Raw genomic sequence first — 21,759 nt, forward strand, 5'->3', positions numbered from 1 at the left:
AAGCTCGATCTCGTGCAGCGGCGAATCATGGGCATCGAGACAGAATTCGGTGTGACCTGCACCTTTCACGGGCATCGCAGGTTGTCACCCGATGAGGTGGCGCGCTACCTGTTCCGGCGGGTGGTGTCGTGGGGACGCAGTTCCAACGTGTTCCTGCGCAATGGCGCCCGGTTGTATCTGGACGTGGGCAGTCACCCTGAATACGCGACTGCCGAATGCGACAACCTGACCCAGCTGGTCACCCACGACCGCGCCGGCGAGCGCGTCCTGGAAGACCTGCTGATCGATGCCGAGCAGCGGCTTGCCGACGAGGGCATCGGCGGGGACATCTATCTGTTCAAGAACAACACCGACTCGGCGGGCAACTCCTACGGCTGCCACGAGAACTACCTGATCGTGCGGGCCGGTGAATTCTCCCGGATCTCCGACGTGCTGCTGCCGTTCCTGGTCACCCGCCAGCTCATCTGCGGTGCCGGGAAGGTGTTGCAGACGCCGAAGGCGGCCACGTTCTGCCTGAGCCAGCGCGCCGAGCACATCTGGGAGGGCGTCTCCAGCGCGACGACGCGGTCACGTCCGATCATCAACACCCGCGACGAGCCGCACGCCGACGCCGAGAAGTACCGCAGGCTGCACGTCATCGTCGGTGACTCCAACATGTGCGAGTCCACCACCATGCTCAAGGTGGGCACCGCGTCACTGGTGCTGGAGATGATCGAGGCCGGCGTCCCGTTCCGTGACTTCTCCCTGGACAACCCGATCCGGGCCATCCGCGAGGTCAGCCACGACCTGACCGGGCGGCGCCCGGTGCGGCTGGCAGGCGGCCGGCAGGCCAGCGCTCTGGACATCCAGCGCGAGTACTACGCGCGGGCCGTGGAGTACCTGCAGACCCGCGAACCGAGCACGCAGATCGAGCAGGTGGTCGATCTGTGGGGCCGCCAGCTCGATGCGGTCGAATCGCAGGATTTCGCGAAGGTCGACACCGAGATCGACTGGGTGATCAAGCGCAAGCTCTTCCAGCGCTACCAGGACCGCTACAGCATGGAACTGTCCGACCCGAAGATCAGCCAGCTCGATCTCGCCTACCACGACATCAAACGCGGTCGTGGGGTGTTCGACCTGTTGCAGCGCAAAGGGCTTGCGGCCCGGATCACCACCGACGAGGAGATCGACGCCGCGGTCAACACCCCGCCACAAACCACCCGGGCCAAGCTGCGCGGTGAGTTCATCAGTGCTGCACAGGAGGCGGGTCGCGACTTCACTGTCGACTGGGTGCACCTCAAGCTCAATGACCAGGCGCAGCGCACCGTGCTCTGCAAGGATCCGTTCCGGTCGGTCGACGAGCGGGTCAAGCGCCTGATCGCCAGCATGTGAGCTCTAAGCTCTCATCTCGTGGCGGTATCCAAAGTCGAGCGGCTGATGAACCTTGTCATCGCCCTGCTGTCGACCGATCGTTTTCTGCCGGCGGACAAGATTCGCAAGATCGTTCAGGGCTACGAGGACAGCTCCAGCGACGAGGCGTTCTCGCGCATGTTCGAGCGCGACAAGAACGAATTGCGCGATCTCGGAATCCCGCTGGAGACCGGCCGGGTGTCGAAGTTCGATCCCACCGAGGGCTACCGGATCAACCGTGAGGCCTACGCACTGCCGGCCGTCGAGTTGACCACCGACGAGGCCGCTGCCGTCGCGGTGGCCACCCAGCTGTGGCAGTCGCCGGAGCTGATCACCGCGACCCAGGGCGCGTTGCTCAAGTTGCGCGCGGCCGGAGTGGATGTGGAAGGCGGCGATCCGTCCGTCGCGATCACCTCCACGGCCGCGCTGCCCGGCATCCGAGGTTCGGAGAAGGTTCTGGGAACCCTGTTGTCGGCCATCGACAGCGGACGCGTGGTGCAGTTCGAACACAGGTATTCGCGAAGTGACCCGTACACCACCCGCACGGTCGAGCCCTGGGGTGTGGTGACGCACCGGGGCCGTTGGTACCTCGTCGGCCATGACCGTCTACGCGACGACACCCGGACCTTCCGGCTGTCGCGTCTCGGCGACACGGTCACCGCGATCGGAGAAGCAGGTGCCGTGCACAAGCCCGACGGCGTGAATCTTCGTGAGGTGGTGCAGCGCGTCGTCGCCGAATCCCCGACCGGGGAACAGGCTCAGGTGTGGGTGGCCGATGGCCGGGCGACCGCCTTGCGCCGGCAGGCCATTGCCACCGTGCCGCGCACGCTGGCCGGCCGTGTCGGTGAGGAGATCACCGTAGACATCGGCGGATACGACAGATTGGCCAGGGAGATCGCGAGTTACGGGGCCGACGCGGTGGCACTGTCGCCACAGATGCTGCGCGACGATGTGGTGGGGCGGTTGCGGGCGCAGGCGGGCAGGGCATGAGCCACGTTTCCAACCGGCTGGTCCGGATGCTCAACATGGTGCCGTACTTCCAGGCCAATCCGAAGGTCACGCGGGCCGAGGCGGCCAGCGTGCTGGGAGTCACCCGTAAGCAGCTCGATGACGACCTTCGACAGTTGTGGATGTGCGGCCTGCCCGGGTACAGCCCCGGCGATCTCATCGACTTCGACTTCGAAGGTGACACGGTCGAGGTCACGTTCAGCGCCGGCGTCGATCGCCCGCTGAGGCTCACCTCGACGGAAGCGACCGGCATCCTGGTGGCGCTGCGGGCATTGGTCGACGTGCCCGGCATGGTCGATCCGGAAGCCGCGCGCAGCGCCATCGCCAAGATCGAATCCGCTGCAGGCAGCAAGCTGGCGGCCGTCGACGAGCCGGCGCAGACCGAGAGTGTCGCTGCCGCGGCCGTGCGGGCGGCGGTGCGCGACGGCCGTGCGGTGACGCTGGAGTACTACTCGGCGTCGCGGGATTCGTTGAGCCGACGCACTGTCGACCCGATCCGGGTGGCACTGGTCGGAGACAACAGCTATCTGGAGGCGTGGTGTCGCACCGCCGAGGCGGTCCGGCTGTTCCGCTTCGACCGCATCGTCGACGCGCAGGTGCTCGACGAGGCATCCTCGCCGCCGCCACCCGCGGTGCAGGCCGGGCCCGACACGTCGCTGTTCGACGCGGATCCGGCCCTGCCGTCGGCCACCCTTCTGGTCGATGCGACTGCCTCATGGGTGTTCGACTACTACCCGTTGCGGGTGGTCAACGAACTGCCCGATGGAGGCTGCGAGGCTGCGATGACCTACGCCTCCGACGAGTGGATGACACGGTTCGTGCTCGGCTTCGGCTCGGCGGTCACCGTGCTCGCCCCGGAGTCGTTGGCGCAGCGGGTGCGGGATGCGGCGGCCGAGGCACTGCGTGTCTACGACGCCGACGACGCACGCGGGTAGACTCGGCACGGACGTCTGGAGGTAACCAAATTGGGTGGTCTACAACCCTGGCACTGGATCATTGTCATCGCGGTGTTCGTGCTGCTTTTCGGCGCCAAGAAGCTGCCGGATGCGGCACGGTCGCTCGGTAAGTCGATGCGCATCTTCAAGTCGGAGATCAAGGAGATGCAGTCGGATTCCTCCGGGTCGTCGGGTTCCGCGGCCGACACGCCGCCGGCAAAGCCGATCGCCTCCGAGCGGGTCGAGGCGCCCGCCCCTGAGCAGTCCCCGGACCGCCACACGGCCTGACCGGTCCGGCAACGATCGCGGTCATCGCCCCGCGGTGCCGCTTCGCGTCTACGACCAGGCCTGTAGAACACGCCAGTGACCTCCGGATTCATCAAAAAGCTCGATCCTCGCCGTCGTCGTTCGCGGGTAAACCCCGACGGGACGATGTCGCTCGTCGACCACCTCCACGAGCTACGCACCAGGCTGCTGATCGCGGTCGCCGCGGTTGTGGTGACCACGATCTTCGGGTTCCTCTGGTACACCCACGGCATTTTCGGCTTCCACAGCCTCGGTGAATGGCTGCGGGGTCCGTACTGCGCACTGCCCGCATCCGCGCGCGCCGATATCACCCCCGGTGGGGGCTGCCGTCTGCTCGCGACGGCGCCATTCGACCAGTTCATGTTGCGACTGAAGGTGGCGCTGGCCGCCGGCATCGTGCTGGCCTGCCCCGTGTGGCTGTATCAGATGTGGGCGTTCATCACCCCGGGCCTGTACAAGAAGGAACGCCGGTTCGCGATGGCGTTCGTGGGCATCGGTGCGGTGCTGTTCATCACGGGCGCGGTGCTGGCCTATGTGGTGCTGGCGACGGCGCTCGGTTTCCTGCTCACCGTGGGCAGCGATGTCCAGGTGACAGCCCTGTCCGGTGACAAGTACTTCGGCTTCCTGATCAACCTGCTGCTGGTGTTCGGCATCAGCTTCGAATTCCCGTTGCTGATCATCATGCTGAACCTGATCGGCATGCTCACCTACGAGCGGCTCAAGGCGTGGCGGCGGGGATTGATCTTCGGGTTGTTCGTGTTCGCGGCGTTCGCCACGCCCGGCTCGGATCCGTTCACGATGTTGGCGCTGGCCTGCGCGTTGACCGTGCTGCTGGAGTTCGCCATCCAGGTCGCCAGGATCAATGACAAACGCAAGGCTCGTCGGGAAGCGCTTGAGGTGCCCGAGGACGAGGCCGCACCGATCCCGACGGCGGAGCCGCTCGAGCGGCCCGAGCCGGTGACGGAGCCGGATGTGCGACCGTCGCGGATCGACATCGATGACGATGCCACCTGATACCGATGCCCCCACCGGTGGTGAGCTGACCAAGTTCACCGCCGAATACCCGTTCGCTCTCGACGACTTCCAGCTTCGCGGCTGCCGCGCGCTCGAAAGCGGCCACGGCGTGCTGGTGTGTGCACCCACCGGGGCCGGCAAGACCGTGGTCGGCGAGTTCGCTGTGCACCTGGCCCTGGCGGCGGGTGGCAAGTGCTTCTACACCACACCGATCAAGGCCCTGAGCAACCAGAAACACAACGATCTGGTGGCCCGCTACGGGGCGGACAAGATCGGTTTGCTCACCGGTGACCAGTCCATCAACGGTAACGCCGACATCGTGGTGATGACCACCGAAGTGCTGCGCAACATGCTGTATGCGAATTCGCCTGCACTGCAAGGGCTTTCCTACGTCGTGATGGACGAGGTGCACTTCCTGGCCGACCGCATGCGCGGGGCGGTGTGGGAGGAGGTGATCCTGCACCTACCCGAGGAGGTGCTGCTGGTCAGCCTGTCCGCGACGGTCAGCAATGCCGAGGAGTTCGGTGGCTGGATCCAGACCGTCCGCGGCGATACCACCGTTGTCGTCGACGAACACCGGCCCGTCCCGCTGTCCCAGCACATGCTCGTCGGCAGGCGGCTGTTCGATCTGTTCGAGCACACCGGAAGCGCCGGCGGAGCCGCCCCGGCGTCGACGTCGACGTTGGTGGACCCGGATCTGTTGCGCCACATCAGCCACCGGCGTGAGGCCGACCGGCTGGCGGATTGGCAGCCTCGAGGACGTGGCCGCGGGGGTGGGCGTCCGCAGCTGTACCGGCCGCCCAGCCGGCCCGACGTCATCGCCACGCTGGACGGCGCGGGGCTGCTGCCCGCCATCACGTTCGTGTTCTCCCGCGCCGGATGCGACGCGGCCGTCCAACAATGCCTACGCGCACCGCTGCGGTTGACCACCGACGAGGAGCGCGGCCGGATCGCGGCGATCGTGGACCGCCGCTGCGCCGATCTGGCCGAATCCGATCTCATCGTTCTCGACTACCACCAGTGGCGCGAAGGACTGCTGCGCGGCCTGGCCGCCCACCACGCCGGCATGCTCCCGGTCTTCCGGCACACCGTGGAAGAGCTGTTCACCGCGGGCCTGGTCAAGGCGGTGTTCGCGACCGAAACCTTGGCCCTGGGCATCAACATGCCCGCGCGCACCGTGGTGCTGGAGCGGCTGGTGAAGTTCAACGGCGAACAGCACGTTCCGTTGACGCCGGGGGAGTACACCCAGCTGACCGGCCGGGCGGGGCGCCGCGGGATCGACGTCGAAGGCCATGCCGTGGTGCTGTGGCGGCCCGACGACAGCAACGCCGAACCCGCCGAGGTCGCCGGTCTGGCCTCGACGCGGACCTTCCCCCTGCGCAGCTCGTTCGCACCGAGCTACAACATGACCATCAACCTGGTGCAGCAGATGGGGCCCGAACAGGCGCACAAACTGCTGGAGCGCTCGTTCGCCCAGTATCAGGCCGACCGGTCGGTGGTCGGGTTGGTGCGCGGAATCGCGCGCGGAGAACGGATGCTGGCGGAGTTGGCGGCCGAACTCGGCACTGACGAGCGCTTGCGCGAGGAGCCATCCGGCGGTGACGAGCGCTTGCGCGAGGAGCCATCCGGCGCTGACGAGCGCTCGCGCGAGGAGTCATCCGGCACTCCGGAAGCGCCGATCCTCGACTACGTCAGGCTGCGGACCAAGATCGGCGAACGCGAACGCGCGCAGTCGCGGGCGTCGCGGTTGCAACGGCGCAGGGCCGCCACCGATGCGCTGGCCGAGTTGCGTCGCGGCGACATCATCACCATCACCCACGGTCGCCGTGGCGGACTTGCCGTGGTCCTGGAGCCCGCCGAACGCGACAGCGACGACCCGCGTCCGCTGGTGCTGACCGAACACCGGTGGGCCGGCCGCATTTCGTCGGCGGACTATTCGGGTGCGTCGGCCCCGCTGGGTGCGATGACGCTACCCAAGCGGGTCGAACACCGGCAGCCACGCGTGCGCCGGGACCTGGCGTCGGCATTGCGCTCGGCCGCCGCCGACCTGTCGGTGCCCTCGGTCCGGTCGAGCCGGCGCGCCCCAGCACCCGAACGTGACGTCGATCCCGAATTGGCCGGGCTGCGGGACCAACTGCGCCGCCACCCGGCGCATCAACTCCCGGACCGTGAACCCAAGGCCAGGATCGCCGAACGCTATCTGCGCATCGAACGTGAGAATGCCCAGATCCAGCAGAAGGTGAATGCGGCCACGAACTCACTGGCCCGCACCTTCGACCGGATCGTGGCGCTGCTGAGTGAGCGCGGCTTCATCGAAGACGACAACCAGCCCGAGCGCAGCCCGGACCTCAAGGTCACCGATGCCGGCCGGCTGTTGGCCCGCATCTACAGCGAGAGCGATCTGCTGGTGGCCGAATGTCTGCGCGCCGGGTTGTGGGACGGTTTACAGCCCGCCGAACTGGCCGGCGTTCTCTCGGCCGTGCTGTTCGAATCGCGCGGGGACACCGCGGGTGGCGCGGTGGGTATCGACATCCCCACCCCTGGCCTGCGCCGGGCGCTGGCCCAGACCCGGCGGTTGTCGGCGGACCTGCGCGGCGACGAGCAGCGGCACCGGTTGGCACCGAGCCGTGAGCCCGACGAGGGTTTCGTCACCGCCGTCTACCGGTGGGCCACCACCGGTGATCTGGCGGCCGCACTCGCCGCCTCCGATGTGGGCGGGACAGGTTCAGCACTGTCGGCGGGCGATTTCGTGCGGTGGTGCCGCCAGGTGCTCGATTTGCTCGACCAGGTGCGCAATGCCGCTCCCACGCCTGCCCTGCGCAATACCGCGAAACGCGCTGTCAACGACGTTCGGCGCGGTGTTGTTGCTGTTGATGCAGGGTAGTGTGTGGCAGGCGATACCGAACAGGATCAAGGAGAACCATGAGCGGACCGCAGGGATCTGACCAGGGACAGCAGTGGCCCGGTCAGCAGCCTGAGCCCGGGGGGGACCAGGCGCCGGGTGCTGAAGCGTGGCAGCCGCCGACCCCCGCTTCCGACGACCCCACGGCCCACGCTCCGGCCTGGCAGCCGCCGGCATATACGCCGCAGCAGTACCCGCCGTACCAGCCGCCTTCTCAGGGCGTCCAGCAGCCGGATTACTCACAGCCGCAACAGCCTCAGTACCCCGGGCCCGAGCAGTACGGCCAGCAGGCCTATCCGCCTCCGGGCCAGCCGCAGTACGGGCAGGTGCCGGGCTACGGTCAGCAGCCCCAGTACGGGCAGCCGGGCCAGCCCCCGCAGTACGGTCAGCCGGGGCCATACGGGCAGCCCGGCCAGTACGGCGCCCCCGGCCAGTTCGGCCAGTACGGGATGCCCGGTGCCGAGGCGAGCTCCAACTCCAAGCGTTCGCTGGCGATCATCGGCGGCCTCGTGATCCTGTTGGTGGCCATCGTCGCCGTCACGGCGTTCTGGTTGCCGGGATGGGCGATGACGACCAAGCTCGACATCAACAAGGCCCAGAGCGGTGTCGAGCAGATCCTCACCGACAAGACCAACGGCTATGGCGCCACCAAGGTCACCGGCGTCAAGTGCAACGACGGCGAGAACCCGACGGTCAAGAAGGATTCGACCTTCGACTGCGAAGTCACCATCGACGGCACCAAGCGCAAGGTGACAGTGACGTTCAAGGACGACAAGGGCACCTACGAGGTCGGTCGGCCCAAGTAGTCAGGCCGCCGCGGGCAGCTCGTGGCAGTGGCCGGCTCGCCTCCGATTTCCACATGGGGGCGGCTCGCCGCGCCGCGAGCGACCCGTAGGTAGAAAAAGCCCCGAATTCCGGGCGTTCAGCCGGGCAGCCGGTCCAGGGCCGACTGCAATCGGCTGATCGACGACGCCACCCCGTACGCCGCCGCGAGTTCGGCGACCCGGGCCGGGTCTCTGGCGACCAGCGGCAGCTCGTCGGTCGCAGCCGTCATCGTCACCTGGGCATCCGTGGCCACCCGCACCACCGGCTCGGCTGCCGCCATGTAGTCGGCCGCGGCCAGCAACTTGGCCCGATGTGCTTTGGACAGCGAGGATTTCGGGTCCTCGGCCGCCAGCTTGATGCCCTCCAGCGAGCCGAACCGGGCCAGCAGGGCCGCGGCCGTCTTCTCGCCTATCCCGGCGACCCCGGGCAGCCCGTCGGACGGATCACCCCGCAGCAGGGCCAATTCCGCGTATGCCGGTCCGGCGCGGTCGATGGGCACCCCGTACAGCTCTGCGACTTCCTCCGGACCGAACTTCGTGGCCTTGGCCAGCCCGCGACCGATGTAGAGCACCCGCACGGCGGGGGCAGGCTCATCACGCACCAGTTGGAGCAGGTCACGGTCGCCGCTGACCACCACGACCGGATCGCGCTGTTCACGTGTCGCCAGCGTGCCGAGCACGTCGTCGGCTTCGAACCCCGGGGCGCCGGCCATGGTGATGCCGAACGCGTCGAGCAATTCGATGATCATGTCGACCTGCGGGGTGAGGTCGTCGGGAACTTCTTCGACGTAGAGGGTTCCATCAGGAGGCGGCCGCAGCCCGATGTCGGCCTCCGGCCGAGCGACCCGGTGCGCCTTGTACGACGGCACCAGCTCGACCCGCCACTGCGGCCGCCAATCGTCGTCGCGGCACACCACGAGCCGGCGCGGCCGTTCCCGGGTCACCAGAGTGGCGATCGAATCCAGGAACCCGCGCACCGCGTTCACCGGCCGGCCGTCGGGAGCCTTGATCGACGAGGGCACGCCGAAGTACGACCGGAACCACATGCTGGCGCCGTCGAGCAGCAGAACCGGGTCGCTCACTGGATCCTCCCGAAGATGTATGAGGCGGCGGTGACGGCTTTGCCGCCGGCGCCCTCGTCGTGCAGGGTGGCCCTGACGGCGACGCTGCCGGCACCCGCGTTCCCAGCGCCGGTCAGTACCTGGGTGTCGACCCGGAACGGGCCGGCCTTGCCGCGCGCCAGGAACATCACATGCGACGAAAACCCTTGCAAAGCAACACTTTTTGTGGCCTCGACCGCGCTTTCCATGGCGGCCGTCTCCAGTATCACGAACTGCGGGCCGATGTGAAGGGCGGCGTCCGGTGAGGCCACTTCGACGGCCAGCTCCGGCAGCACCCAGTGCCCGGCCCACGGTCCGCTGTCGCGCTTGCTGCCACCGAACACCTGCCACAGCGGCGGCAGATCCGGTCCGTCGACGACACCTATCGGGTCGACGGGCATCTTCTCCAGGCCCTCCGGCGGTGTGCCGATCGAGATGCCCTGGCCCTCGGTCAGTGCGATGACCCGGTCCGGATTGTCGGCGTCGACGATGACCGAGCGGCTGTAGGCCAGTTGCCTACCCTGTTTGAGGACCTCGGTGTCCACCCGGATGCGAGCCACATCCGTGGCCGGATCCAGGACCTGACAGGAATGGATGACCGGGTTGGGCACGGCCTCCAGATCACTCACTCCGCCGCTGTCGGGAGAGGAGATGCCGAGCACCGCAAGCAGCAATCCGCCCGCAGGGTTGCGCATGTCGCGACGCAACGTCACCGTGTCGTCGACCGGTCCCAGGTCCATCGAGGCATACGAGCGCCCGAGGTATCGATAACTGAGCAGGCCGCCCCAGCGCCTGCGCAGCTCAGCGGCATAGGCCTCGGGATCGTCGGTGAGATCACGGATGTCACGCAACATTCCAGCGACAGTAGCCGGTGGTCTCGGCGAGCTACGGACTAGCCTCGACGCCATGAGCGTCAGCCGATTCAGCACCGATGTCTACGCCCAACGGCTTTCCGCGGCGGCGTCCGCGGCGGCGGACGCCGGATTGACCGGTCTGGTCATCACCCCGGGCTATGACCTGCGATACCTGGTCGGCTCGCGGGCGCAGACCTTCGAGCGGCTGACGGCGCTGGTGCTGCCTACCTCGGGCGACCCGACGATCGTGGTGCCGCGCCTTGAATTGGCGGCGCTGCGCGAGTCGGCGGTCACCGAACTCGGTGTGACGGTTCGCGATTGGGTGGACGGGCAGAACCCGTATCAGATGGTCGCCGACGCGCTCGGCGGACCGGGCAGTGCCGTGGCGGTCACGGATGCCATGCCCGCCCTGCATCTACTGCCGCTGGCCGACCTGCTCGGCGTGATTCCGGTGCTGGCCACCGATGTGCTGCGCCGGCTGCGGATGATCAAGGACCCCGCCGAGATCGACGCGCTACGCAAGGCGGGTGCTGCGATCGACCGCGTGCATGCCAGGGTGCCCGAGTTCCTGGCGCCTGGCCGCACCGAGGCCGATGTGGCCGCGGACATCGCCGAAGCGATTGTCGCCGAAGGGCATTCAGAAGTTGCGTTCATCATCGTGGGCTCTGGCCCCAACGGGGCGGACCCGCATCACGAGTGCTCGGACCGTGAGTTGCGCGCCGGGGACATCGTCGTCGTCGACATCGGAGGTCCGTACGAGCCCGGCTACAACTCCGACTCCACCCGCACCTACAGCATCGGTGAGCCGGATCCGGAGGTGGCGCGCCGCTATGCGGTGCTGCAGCGCGCGCAGCAGGCCGCCGTCGCGGCCGTGCGTCCCGGCGTGACCGCTGAGCAGATCGACGCGGCCGCGCGCGACGTGCTGGCCGCCGAGGGGCTGGCCGAGGCGTTCGTCCACCGCACCGGGCACGGCATCGGGCTGTCGGTGCACGAGGAGCCCTACATCGTGGCCGGCAACGATTTGCCCCTGGAGGTCGGGATGGCATTCAGCGTCGAGCCCGGCGTGTATTTCCCGGGGCACTGGGGTGCCCGTATCGAGGACATCGTCGTGGTCACCGAGGGCGGTGCGGTGTCGGTCAACAACCAGCCTCACGACCTTGTCGTGGTCCCGGTGGGCTAGGCGTACGCGCCGCTAGCCACGCTGCAACAGGTGGCGTATCAGCTGGTCCAGGTGGTGGGCGTCGGTGATGACGGGGCTGCCGTGGATGAAGCTGGTCATGATGCCGCTGATGAAGGTGAGCACCACGACGGCACTTTCCTCGATCTGTGACGCCGGCACGGTGGGATCGTCGTACCAGCGGGCGATGACTTCGCGTGCCCGGCTGTAGAACTGGACGCCGTAGGTCGACATGATCGCCGCCAGGTCAGGGTCCCGGTGGGCGTGCAGGATCAGCTCGAAGCGGGCCCTGGTACGGGTCAGGTAGGGCTCGGTACCCGAGAGCATCACCAGCCGCGCGAGCCCCAAGGTGCCGGCGTATCGGCGCTCGAATCGATCGCTGCGCTCGTCCATCATCGACAGGTCACCGAGGTCGAGTTCGGTGAGGCGCTCCGCGACGCCGTGCAGCAGGAGTTTGCGCGTACGGAAGTAGTACGACGTCGTTCCTGCCGGCAAACCCGCCTGCTTGTCCACCCTGGGATGGCTGAGTCCCCGTGCGCCTTCGGTACTCAGCAGCTCGATGGCGGCGTCGGCCAGGTCGGCGCGCCGTTTGATCGGGTTGTACTTACGAGGTGCGCTGATGGCGCAATCCTAACCTCCAGCTACCGGCCGACCGACGGATGAGCAGAGCGGATTCCTCTAGAAGTATTCCTCTAATTCCTTAGAGGATGTTACGTTGCGGCGATGGGGGACAACGACGGGTCCTGTATGCGCTGGGCCGCGGTATGCGCGATTCTGCTGACGGTTTTCATCTGCGCCGCATCGCCCGCCTGGGCAGGCCTTCCCCCGGGTTTCGACCCGAACAACGACATCTGGTCGACCGCGGTGGCGGCGGCGACGTGTCGTCCGGGCGATCGTGTCGAGACCGGTCTGCAGGGTGAGGTACCCGTCGGGGATCGCGACTCCCGGCGCAGCACGTTGGGCTACAACTGCAACATCGACCTGGTCGGCCAGTACCAGGGGCCCGGCGCCGGCTGGACCAGTGCGGCATACAAGAACTGCGTCTACATCGGTTCGACATTCCCGCACACGGACGGGGTGCAGGTGGTCGATGTCTCCGATCCGTCGCATCCCCGTCCCACCGTGATGCTCGATCAACCCGCCATGGTCAACGGCACGTGGGAATCATTGAAGGTCAACGAAACCCGCGGCCTGCTGGCCGGGACCGGAGTGCCGTTTCTGTTCGGGCTCGGGTACATCTCCATCTACGACATCGCGACCGACTGCGCTCATCCCCGGCTGCTCAACGAGGGCCGCGGATCACTGCCCGGGGTACGGATCCCGATGCTCACCCACGAAGGCGGATTTTCGCCCGACGGCAACACATACTGGGCCTCCGGCCAGATCTGGGCCAGCGCCGTCGACGTCACCGATCCGACGGACCCCGCGGTGGTGTGGAGCGCGCCCGCGGGTTTCGCCAGCCACGGCATGGACTTCACCCCGGACGGCGACACCATGTTCATGTCCACTGCCGCCGGGCTGAACGTGCTGGACACCTCCGCCGTACAGGACCGGGCGGCCCCGGGTACGACCATGCACCAGCTGTTACCCAGCCGCGGGTACAAACACTGGCATGACGGTTTGATCAGCCAACACAGCATCTATGTCACCTACGGCGGGGTGCCGCACCTGTTCAACGTCGACGAGTTCGGCTCCGGCGGCGTCAAACTGTTCGACGCCTCCGATTTCGCCGACCTGAAGCTGCGCACCACCGTCAAACTCGACATCAACCTGCCGCAGAACCTCGATCGATGGGCCGCCAGTGCCTCCAGCAGCGGAGCCTTCGGGTACGAATCCCACTACTGCAGCGTCGACCGCAGGCAAGACCCCCAGGCGTTGGCATGCGGGTGGGCGCAATCCGGGATCCGGGTGTTCGACGTGCGCGATCCGGACCGCATCCGCGAAATCGCCTACTTCAACCCACCGGCCCAGACCGGGAAGAACGATCAGTTGCCGAACTCTCAGCATGTGCGCTTCGGCGGCATCGTGGTGCCGCCGGCCAGCAGCGTCATCGCCATGGCCCACGCCATCCTCAACGGCCAGATCAACGGCGATGACATCGTCCGCGACGGCCGGATCATCGGCCTGGACCTCTCGGCGGACTGGTGTATGTCCCCACCGGAATTCCGCGGCAATCTGCTGTACGTGACGTGCTCGGACAACGGCTTCATGACACTGCGCCTCGACCCGTCGGTGTACCCGCCACGATGACCGTCCGCCGCGCTCTTCGTGCCCTTGTGATGGCCGTCGTCGCCGCTGTGGCGGGTGCCGTCCTGTGCGCTGCGGTGATCGACCGCGACCACCCCCGTCCTCCGGTCCTCTCGGCGCTGGAAATCGGCTTCGCCCAAGACATGACGGCACACCACCAGCAGGCCGTCACCATGACCGACATGCTGGCCGCAGACGCCTCGCCGGACGTCAGGGCGCTCGCCGAACAGATCCGCTTCACCCAGCTCGTCGAAATCGGACAGATGACCGGCTGGCTTCAACTCGCCGGTGCCGCACCGTCGGCCAGCGAGCCGATGGCCTGGATGTCGGACCACGGCACCGATCACCACGAGCACGCGACGGCCATGCCCGGTATGGCCACACCCGACGATCTCGCCCGCCTGCAGCGCAGCACCGGCCCCGACAACGAGACGCAATTCCTGAAACTGATGACGCGTCACCATCAGGGCGGAATCACCATGGCGGGCTACGCATTTCAGCACAGCGACAACGACGCCGTACGCCGGGCCGCAAGCATCATGGTCACCGAGCAGACCGAAGAGATCCAGCTGATGACCCTGATGCTCGACAGGCCGGGCTAACCCTCGCTGCGGTCGAGAAGCTCCGAGGAGCCCAGCACCCGTTCGATGTGTACCTCGATGACCACGCGACGGGGATTCACCCGCGGCGTGCGGTAGCGCTGGGCATAACGCAGCTCGGCATCGCGGACCGCGTCGGCCTCGCTGCGCACGGTGGACTTCCCCTCCAACGACAACCAACGTGCGCCGTCGACCTGGCTGAGCACGGCGATCCCACGCTCGTGAGCGTTCACCGCCTTCTGCGAGCCGCCGTTGGTGATGACCCGGGCGATGTGCGTCTTGGGATCGAACGTGAAACCCACCGCCACGACGTGCGGTGAGTTGTCCGAGCGCAGCGTGGTGAGCATCGCCAGATGGCGCTCGGTGAGAAACGCCAGCGCCTCGCTGGTGAGCCTGGTGGTTGCCTTGCCACGAGATGTAGCCATCGGGGTCCACGCTAGCGCAGGACATAATCGCTGCCATGGAAGACACGGCTGACACGGCTGACACGGCAGGCACGGATTCTCGTGTCGTGGTGATTTTCGGGGGCCGCAGCGAGATCGGTGTCGAACTCGCGGTGCGGCTCGCGGCCGGGGCGGTCGTTGTGCTGGCTGCGCGTCGCGCCGACCACCTCGAGGCGCAGGTCGCCGCGGTGCGGGCAGCCGGCGCCGCCGAGGTGCACACGTACGAGTTCGACGCCGACGCCGTCGCCGGCCACACGGGTGTCATCGAGGCGATCGAAACCGCCCACGGACCGATCGGCACAGCGGTACTGGCATTCGGGGTGCTGGGGGATCAGGACCGGGCCGAGGCGGATCCGGCGCATGCCGTGGCCGTCGTGCACACCGACTACGTCGCCCAGGTCAGCCTGCTCACGGTGCTGGCCCACCGCATGCGCGCAGCGGGCCGGGGCCGCGTCGTGGTGTTCTCCTCGATCGCCGGAGCTCGGGCCCGCCGCGCCAACTATGTCTACGGTTCGGCCAAGGCCGGCCTCGACTCGTTCGCCTCCGGCCTGACCGACGCCCTGCACGGAACCGGCGTGCAACTGTTGATCGTGCGCCCCGGATTCGTGATCGGCCGGATGACCGAGGGCATGGAACCGGCGCCGTTCTCCAGCACACCGGCTCAGGTCGCCGATGCCACCGCCAAGGCGCTGGGCCGGGGCAAGAGTGCGGTATGGGTCCCGTGGGTGATCCGACCGATGATCTTTGTGACGCGGTTCGTGCCACGGCCGATCTGGCGCAGGATGCCGCGGTGATGAGCGCTTGCGCGAAGAACGGAGGGCAGATGAGCCGCTTGCGCGAAGAGAGAAGACTCCGGTGATGGGGTCGATCACCGTGGTCGGTATCGGCGCCGACGGGATGGCCGGGTTGTCGCAGACCTCGCGTGACGAGCTGGCGAGCGCCACCGTGGTGTACGGCTCGCCGCGGCAGTTGGAACTGCTCGACGACAGCGTGACGTCGGAGCGCCGGGAATGGCCGTCGCCGATGCTGCCCGCGCTGCCGACGCTCTTCGGCGATGGCGACGTGCATGTGGTGGCCAGCGGGGACCCACTGCTGCACGGCATCGGCACGACGTTGATCCGGTTGTTCGGCACGCAGCGGGTGCGGGTGCTGCCTCATGTGTCGAGTGTGACGCTGGCCTGTGCCCGGATGGGCTGGGCGGTGCCCGACACCGAGGTGATCAGTCTGGTCACGGCCCGGCCGCACACCGCGGTGCGTCGCGGCGGCCAAGCGATCGTGCTGTCCCGCGACGCACAGACGCCTGTCACACTGGCGCGTCTGCTCAGCGAATCCGGCCGGGGCGATTCGGAATTGACCGTGCTGGAGCAGCTGGGTGGGCCGGGGGAGCGCCGCCACGACGGCACCGCGCGGGACTGGGCTACCGCCGGTCCGGCCGACGTCGATGATCTCAACGTGGTCGCGGTGGCCTACCGGCCCGACGACCGCCGGGCCCAGGCGCTGCCCGACGAGATGTTCGCCCACGACGGGCAGCTCACCAAGCAGTCCATCCGCGCGGTCACCCTGGCCGCGCTGGGGCCGCGTCCTGGGGAACTGTTGTGGGATGTCGGCTCGGGGTCGGGCAGTATCGCGATCGAATGGTCGCGCAGCGCACCAGGTTGCACGGCAGTGGCATTCGAACGCGACGCGCCCCGTCGAGACCGGATCTTGGACAACGTCACGGCATTCGGAGTCCGCGTGGACGTCCGCGCCGGCGCCCCCGAGTCACTCGACGGTGCGCCCGAGCCCGACGTCATCTTCATCGGCGGCGGCGTCACCCAACCCGGACTGCTGCAGACGTGTTTCGATCGCCTTCCCGCAGGTGGGCGGCTGGTGGTCAATGCGGTCACTCTGGAATCAGAAGCAGTTGTGGCCCAATGGTATTCGAAGGAAGGCGGCGAGGTGCGGCGTTATCAGCACTACCAAGGCGGTGCGGTCGGCGGTTTCACCGGCTGGCGTCCCGCGTTGCCGGTGACTCAGTGGCTGGTGGTCAAGCGATGACGGTGTACTTCATCGGAGCCGGTCCGGGCGCTGCCGATCTCATCACCGTGCGCGGCGCGCGACTGCTCGGCGACTGCCCGGTGTGTCTGTACGCCGGCTCGATCATGCCCGACGACCTCTTGGCGTTGTGTCCGCCCGACGCCAAGGTGGTCGACACCGGGCCGCTGAACCTGGACCAGATCATCGACCAACTTGTGGCCGCGGACAAGGCGGGTGTGGATGTGGCACGGCTGCATTCCGGTGATCCGTCGATCTACAGCGCGCTGGCCGAACAGTGCCGGAGGCTGGACGAGCTCGGCGTTCGATACGAGATCGTCCCCGGCGTACCGGCATTCGCTGCCGTGGCCGCTGCGCTGGGCCGCGAACTCACCGTGCCCGGCGTCGCGCAGACCGTCACCCTGAGCCGGGTGGCCACCCTGTCCACGGCGATGCCCGAGGGTGAGGACCTGCGCACATTGTCGGCCCCGGGCGCCACGTTGGTGCTGCACCTGGCCGCGGCCCAGATCGACAACATCGTGCCGCAGCTCATCGACGGCGGATACCGCCCGGAAACCCCTTGTGCCGTGGTGGCATTCGCCAGCTGGCCGCAGGAGATCGTGTTGCGTGGCACGCTCGCCGACATCGCCGCGAAGATGCATGCCGCGTCGGTGACCAAGACCGCGGTGATCGTCGTCGGCGATGTGCTTGCCGCCGAGGGGTTTTCCGACAGCTACCTGTACTCGTCGGATCGGCGACGCGGAGCCACCCACTGATGAAAGTCCTTCTGCTCGGCGGCACGGGTGAGGCCCGTGCGCTGGCCGCGGTGCTGCACCCGCAGATCGAGGTGATCAGCTCGCTGGCCGGCCGGGTGCCCGACCCGGCGCTGCCGGTCGGGCCGGTCCGCATCGGTGGGTTCGGCGGTGTGGCCGGAATGCGGCAATGGCTGATCGACGAACGCGTCGATGCCGTGGTCGACGCGACCCATCCTTTCGCGGCCACCATCACCGCCCACGCGGCGCAGGTGTGCGCCGAACTTCAGCTGCCCCATCTGGTGCTGGCCCGGCCGGCCTGGACGCCGGGAACCGCGATCGTGGTGGGCTCGGACCGGGAGGCGGCCGAAACGGTGGCCGTCAAGGGCTATTCGCGGGTTTTCCTGACCACCGGACGGTCCGGCACAGCGGCCTTCAAAAAGGTCGACGCCTGGTTTCTGATTCGTGCGGTCACCCCGCCCGATGTGGATGCCCTACCGGCCGATCACGAGCTGCTGCTGTCCCGGGGCCCATACGACTACGACGGAGAACTGGCGCTGCTGCGCGAGCACCGGATCGACGCGCTGGTCACCAAGAACAGCGGTGGTGCGATGACCGAGCCGAAACTGCGCGCCGCAGAGGCCGCAGACGTGCCGGTGGTGATGGTGGATCGTCCGCCACTGCCGCCGGGGGTGCACTCGGTGGCCACGGTCGAGGAGGCTGCAGCCTGGGTTCGGGTCAAAAGCGCAGGTTGTATCACCCGACCGCAGTAGGCTCCACCTCGTGGTGGAGACGTCATACGCACCATGCGGCGGTCTGAGTCTCGCCTATCAGGTATTCGGCGACGGACCCGTCGAGCTTGTCTATGCCGGGTCGTTCGTCAGCCACCTCGAGATGTTCTGGACCATGCCCGAGTTCGAGGCCTTCATGGAGCGGCTCTCCACGTTCTGCCGTGTCCTGCTGTTCGACAAGGCCGGTGTGGGTCTGTCGGATCCCGTCCCTCAGGTGCGCACTCTCGATGAGCGGGCAGCCGAGATCGAGGCGGTGATGGACGCCGCGGGATTCGGGCGTGCTGTGCTGTTCGGGTTGAGTGAAGGCGGCCCCGCGGCCATGTTGTTCGCGGCAACCCGGCCCGAACGCACCCGGGCGTTGATCCTCACCGGCACCTTCGCGTACTCCGGTATCACCGAGTGGGCCGATTTCGACCGTGACCCGTCGGAGCTGCACGCGCGGATCCTGACCGAGATGGGCGCGGAGTACACGCCCTCGACCGGGCAGCTCGACGATTTTCAGGAGTTCGGGCGCGCCAGCGGCTCGGCGTGGGGCACCGGTGCCGCACTCAAACGCTTGCTCCCGGCCGCCGGGTCGGTCCGCCAGCTCGGGATGATCGAGCGGATGAGCGCCAGCCCGGGTATGGCGCGCGCGACGCTCGAAGCGTTGTTCCGGATCGACGTCCGATCCATCCTGTCGACAATCACGACGCCCACCCTCGTCATCCATGCCACCGGTGACCTCGTTCCCATCCAGGGCGGGCGGTATCTCGCCGACCACATCCCGGGCGCGCGAATGCTCGAGGTGGACGGCACCGACCATGCGCCCTGGATCGCCAATCCCGACGAGATCACCAGCGAGATAGAGGAATTCCTCACCGGCTGCCATGCCGCACCGTCGCAGTCGCATCGCGCCCTGCGCACGGTGTTGTTCACCGACATGGTCGCCTCCACGCAGCACGCCGCAGCCACCGGAGACGAACGCTGGCGTGCGGTGCTCCACCGGATGGGGGATATCACCGCCGACCTGACCGGTCGATTCGGCGGCATCGTGGTGAAGAACACCGGCGACGGATACCTCGCCACCTTCGACGGTCCGACATCCGCCATTCGCTGCGCGGAGGCTCTACGCGATCAGACCGAGACCATGGCCATCGAGATTCGCGCCGCCATCCACACCGGCGAATGCGAACTGCTGGACGGCGATATCGGGGGAATCGCGGTCCATATCGCGGCGCGCATCCTCGGTCAGGCCGGTTCGGGGGAGATTCTGGTGTCCAGCACCGTCCGCGATCTGGTGGTGGGCTCGGGAACCGGTTTCGAGGACCGCGGCGACGTCCAGCTGCGTGGCGTACCGGGCACCTGGAGACTCCTGGCAGTCGATCGCCACGGCGCGCGGGCCGGAACAGCGGAGGCGGAACTGGCTTCGGTGCCGACCCCCGGGCCCAGGCCCACGATGCGCCGATCCGATCACGCGATGGCGGTGATGGCGAGGCGAGCGCCTCGGATCATGCGCGGGATCGCCCGGGTAACCCCCCGGGCCAACTTCACGTGACCCCAAGGATCAGGCGTTGATGAGCTCGAGCGTGCCGAGTTCCCGGATCGCCTGGCAGCCGCGCTGCGCCATCACGACCATCATGTCGTCGCCGCGCTCTGTCGAGTTGGCGAAAGCGGTGCCGAGCACGGTGATCAGCGGCGCCTGCAGCATGCCCAAACGATAATCCTGCCAACAGGTTTCGCGGTCATAGCCCGTGACGCCGTGGGACAGCAGCCGCTCGTGATACGCGGCCACCAGATCGGCCTCGGCGGAGGCCCGGACTGCGGGGTCCAGGCTGGTCGCGGTGAAGTACGACAGGTCGCGGGCCGGAAGACCGGAGCCGAGGGTCTGCCAATCCACCACGGTGATCCGGGTGCGGTCGGGGTCGAACAGCATGTTGTCCAGGCGGTAGTCGCCGTGCAGGATGGCGAACCGGTCCGGTTCGGCCAGTAGCCACGGGGTGACCACGGACATCGCCGCACGCATGGTGTCCCGGTCCTCGGCATCCAGGCGGTCGCCGAGTTTGTCCAGGGTGATGTCGGTCGCCATCGTGGCGACGTCGCCGAATCCCTTGGCCGAGTCGGGTTCCGGCTTGGGCATTGCGATGCCGGGGAAGTTGGCCCACCGCGGGTCGGCCCATGTCGGGCCGTGCAGATCCGCAAGGGCCAGCACCGCCAGGGTGGCCTCGGCCGGTGAGCATCCGGCGATCTGATCACCCTGTTCAGCCGGTGCCATGTCGGCCAGGAGCAAAACGAAATCTGTTCCCTCGCCGGCGATCTCGCAGTGATGGCAGTGCGGCACCGGGATCTGCACGTGATCGGCCACGTTGGTGTAGAAGGCGTGCTCTGAGCGATAGCCGATGGTGACGCGGTCGCGCACGGTGTCGTCCTGCGAGGGCAGTTTGACCGCGAACGTGGCAGGTAGGTCGGCGTCGTCGCGGTAGGTAACCGAAACGCGGTAGGTCGCACCAGTCTGACCCGTACCGATCGGTGCGGTCTGCACCGAATCCACCTCTGCGCCCAGCACGCGCGACAACCATGTGGCGGTCACCTCGGCAGGCGTGCCCGGAATGGACTTGGGCAACGACTCTGCCGCGGTCACTGTACTTTTCCGAAAATCGAGCCCATCCACATTGCCTCCGCACCTTCCAGCAGTTGTTGTCGCGAGAGCGGCCCACCGACGATGAACCGTTCCAGCAGTCGATCGTTGAATTCCATGAGCAGGTTCGCCAGCACCACGGGATCGACGCCGTCGGGGGCGCGGCCTGCGGTGCGCTCGGCCGTGATCACCGTCGACACAGTGGGGACAAAGGACTCTCGCGCGTCGTCCCACAGCTCGCGGACCGCTGCGCTGGATCCGCGGGCCTCCAACATGGCCTGCATCAGATAGCGGTGATCCTCGGCGGACTGCAACACAGCCTCGAGAGTGTCGTGGACGCGGTCACGCGGCGGCCGGGTGGTGTCGGCAAGGATCTTGTTGGCGGCGAACAGCGCGTCGTGCATCGGCTCGAGCAACGCCGCCACGGCGGCGGCCTTGTTCTCGAAATAGAAGTAGAAGGCCGAGCGGCCCAGCCCGGCCTGCCGGGCGACTTCGGCGATGTTGAGCGCATCGAACCCGGTCTGCTTGAGGTGTTCGTCGAGCGCCGCAAGGATCGCTGTGCGTCGCTGGTCGCTGCGTTGCGGTTGACGTCGGTCGACCGGCGACCGTACGCCTGCGCCGTGCTGTGTCACGGGGCTCCCATCTCCAGGACGTGACGCTGGACACTAATCGCGATTCTGACAGCCGTCAATGATTGTCGACTTGAGTCAGAACGCTCGCGTCGACGGGCCGGGTGCGGCTGACAGACGCCACTCCGTGCTCGTACATGACGAGTCGGTCCACACGAGGGG

General features: G+C 67.5%; 21 protein-coding genes. 15 read left to right on the plus strand and 6 right to left on the minus strand.

Annotation, left to right across the window (positions count from 1 at the left end):
* The first annotated feature begins 12 nt into the window (after positions 1-12).
* The 7 genes from pafA to H977_RS0116410 all read left to right on the plus strand — a co-directional run bounded on the left by pafA (position 13) and on the right by H977_RS0116410 (position 8,360).
* Entirely contained in the window at positions 13-1,371 is a 1,359-nt protein-coding gene (gene pafA, locus H977_RS0116380) for a Pup--protein ligase (protein WP_029108862.1), read from the plus strand.
* A gap of 18 nt (positions 1,372-1,389) precedes the next feature.
* Complete coding sequence (locus H977_RS0116385; RefSeq protein WP_029108863.1) at positions 1,390-2,379, plus strand: helix-turn-helix transcriptional regulator; 990 nt, start codon at positions 1,390-1,392, stop codon at positions 2,377-2,379.
* The gene (locus H977_RS0116390) at positions 2,376-3,332 is read left to right on the plus strand and encodes a helix-turn-helix transcriptional regulator (protein ID WP_029108864.1); all 957 of its coding nucleotides are present in this window, start codon (positions 2,376-2,378) and stop codon (positions 3,330-3,332) included. Before H977_RS0116385 ends, H977_RS0116390 begins: the two co-directional genes overlap by 4 nt.
* A 30-nt stretch (positions 3,333-3,362) precedes the next feature.
* Complete coding sequence (gene tatA / locus H977_RS0116395) at positions 3,363-3,620, plus strand: Sec-independent protein translocase subunit TatA (protein WP_029108865.1); 258 nt, start codon at positions 3,363-3,365, stop codon at positions 3,618-3,620.
* 75 nt (positions 3,621-3,695) lie between these two features.
* Entirely contained in the window at positions 3,696-4,652 is a 957-nt protein-coding gene (gene tatC, locus H977_RS0116400) for a twin-arginine translocase subunit TatC (RefSeq protein WP_029108866.1), read from the plus strand.
* Positions 4,636-7,536, plus strand: a complete 2,901-nt coding sequence (locus H977_RS0116405) for a DEAD/DEAH box helicase (protein ID WP_029108867.1) — start codon at positions 4,636-4,638, stop codon at positions 7,534-7,536. Before tatC ends, H977_RS0116405 begins: the two co-directional genes overlap by 17 nt.
* 38 nt (positions 7,537-7,574) lie before the next feature.
* Positions 7,575-8,360 (plus strand): DUF4333 domain-containing protein, encoded by a 786-nt coding sequence (locus tag H977_RS0116410; RefSeq protein ID WP_029108868.1) that lies wholly within the window; start codon positions 7,575-7,577, stop codon positions 8,358-8,360.
* Between the two features lie 116 nt (positions 8,361-8,476).
* On the opposite strand, the gene H977_RS0116415 is transcribed toward H977_RS0116410, so the two are convergent.
* Together H977_RS0116415 and H977_RS0116420 are read right to left on the minus strand one after the other, a co-directional pair.
* Complete coding sequence (locus H977_RS0116415) at positions 8,477-9,460, minus strand: 5'-3' exonuclease (protein WP_029108869.1); 984 nt, start codon at positions 9,458-9,460, stop codon at positions 8,477-8,479.
* Entirely contained in the window at positions 9,457-10,332 is an 876-nt protein-coding gene (locus H977_RS0116420) for a hypothetical protein (protein ID WP_029108870.1), read from the minus strand. Before H977_RS0116420 ends, H977_RS0116415 begins: the two co-directional genes overlap by 4 nt.
* Positions 10,333-10,384: 52 nt before the next feature.
* Here H977_RS0116420 and H977_RS0116425 point away from each other — a divergent pair, with 52 nt between their 5' ends.
* Positions 10,385-11,512, plus strand: coding sequence for a M24 family metallopeptidase (locus H977_RS0116425; RefSeq protein ID WP_029108871.1), 1,128 nt, complete (start codon positions 10,385-10,387; stop codon positions 11,510-11,512).
* A gap of 12 nt (positions 11,513-11,524) precedes the next feature.
* On the opposite strand, the gene H977_RS0116430 is transcribed toward H977_RS0116425, so the two are convergent.
* Positions 11,525-12,004: a TetR/AcrR family transcriptional regulator gene (locus H977_RS0116430; RefSeq protein ID WP_231395975.1), complete on the minus strand. Its 480-nt coding sequence runs from the start codon at positions 12,002-12,004 to the stop codon at positions 11,525-11,527.
* A 228-nt stretch (positions 12,005-12,232) separates the two neighbouring features.
* On the opposite strand from H977_RS0116430, the gene H977_RS0116435 reads away from it, so the two are divergent.
* Positions 12,233-13,759 carry an LVIVD repeat-containing protein gene (locus tag H977_RS0116435; RefSeq protein WP_051288894.1) on the plus strand — a complete coding sequence of 509 codons (1,527 nt, stop codon included), beginning with the start codon at positions 12,233-12,235 and terminating at the stop codon, positions 13,757-13,759.
* Positions 13,756-14,358, plus strand: a complete 603-nt coding sequence (locus H977_RS0116440) for a DUF305 domain-containing protein (RefSeq protein WP_029108874.1) — start codon at positions 13,756-13,758, stop codon at positions 14,356-14,358. Before H977_RS0116435 ends, H977_RS0116440 begins: the two co-directional genes overlap by 4 nt.
* Here H977_RS0116440 and H977_RS0116445 read toward each other — a convergent pair.
* Positions 14,355-14,780 carry a F420-dependent biliverdin reductase gene (locus tag H977_RS0116445; RefSeq protein ID WP_029108875.1) on the minus strand — a complete coding sequence of 142 codons (426 nt, stop codon included), beginning with the start codon at positions 14,778-14,780 and terminating at the stop codon, positions 14,355-14,357. The genes H977_RS0116440 and H977_RS0116445 overlap by 4 nt on opposite strands.
* Positions 14,781-14,815: 35 nt before the next feature.
* On the opposite strand from H977_RS0116445, the gene dprE2 reads away from it, so the two are divergent.
* The 5 genes from dprE2 (at position 14,816) to H977_RS0116470 (ending at position 19,888) form a co-directional block, all read left to right on the plus strand.
* The gene (gene dprE2, locus H977_RS0116450) at positions 14,816-15,592 is read left to right on the plus strand and encodes a decaprenylphospho-beta-D-erythro-pentofuranosid-2-ulose 2-reductase (RefSeq protein WP_029108876.1); all 777 of its coding nucleotides are present in this window, start codon (positions 14,816-14,818) and stop codon (positions 15,590-15,592) included.
* Positions 15,593-15,656: 64 nt separating this feature from the next.
* Entirely contained in the window at positions 15,657-16,835 is a 1,179-nt protein-coding gene (locus H977_RS0116455; protein WP_029108877.1) for a bifunctional cobalt-precorrin-7 (C(5))-methyltransferase/cobalt-precorrin-6B (C(15))-methyltransferase, read from the plus strand.
* Positions 16,832-17,587 carry a precorrin-4 C(11)-methyltransferase gene (gene cobM, locus H977_RS0116460; RefSeq protein ID WP_029108878.1) on the plus strand — a complete coding sequence of 252 codons (756 nt, stop codon included), beginning with the start codon at positions 16,832-16,834 and terminating at the stop codon, positions 17,585-17,587. The genes H977_RS0116455 and cobM overlap by 4 nt, the downstream gene beginning before the upstream one ends.
* Positions 17,587-18,336: a cobalt-precorrin-6A reductase gene (locus H977_RS0116465; RefSeq protein WP_029108879.1), complete on the plus strand. Its 750-nt coding sequence runs from the start codon at positions 17,587-17,589 to the stop codon at positions 18,334-18,336. Before cobM ends, H977_RS0116465 begins: the two co-directional genes overlap by 1 nt.
* Before the next feature lie 10 nt (positions 18,337-18,346).
* The gene (locus H977_RS0116470) at positions 18,347-19,888 is read left to right on the plus strand and encodes an adenylate/guanylate cyclase domain-containing protein (protein WP_029108880.1); all 1,542 of its coding nucleotides are present in this window, start codon (positions 18,347-18,349) and stop codon (positions 19,886-19,888) included.
* A 9-nt stretch (positions 19,889-19,897) separates the two neighbouring features.
* Here the strand turns inward: H977_RS0116470 and H977_RS0116475 are convergent, their stop codons facing one another.
* On the minus strand, positions 19,898-20,971 hold the full coding sequence (locus tag H977_RS0116475) for an aminoglycoside phosphotransferase family protein (RefSeq protein WP_029108881.1): 1,074 nt from the start codon (positions 20,969-20,971) through the stop codon (positions 19,898-19,900).
* Positions 20,968-21,600: a TetR/AcrR family transcriptional regulator gene (locus H977_RS0116480; RefSeq protein WP_029108882.1), complete on the minus strand. Its 633-nt coding sequence runs from the start codon at positions 21,598-21,600 to the stop codon at positions 20,968-20,970. The genes H977_RS0116475 and H977_RS0116480 overlap by 4 nt, the downstream gene beginning before the upstream one ends.
* Between the last annotated feature and the right edge of the window lie 159 nt (positions 21,601-21,759).

This window comes from Mycobacterium sp. URHD0025 (assembly GCF_000426065.1).
Lineage (GTDB): Bacteria > Actinomycetota > Actinomycetes > Mycobacteriales > Mycobacteriaceae > Mycobacterium.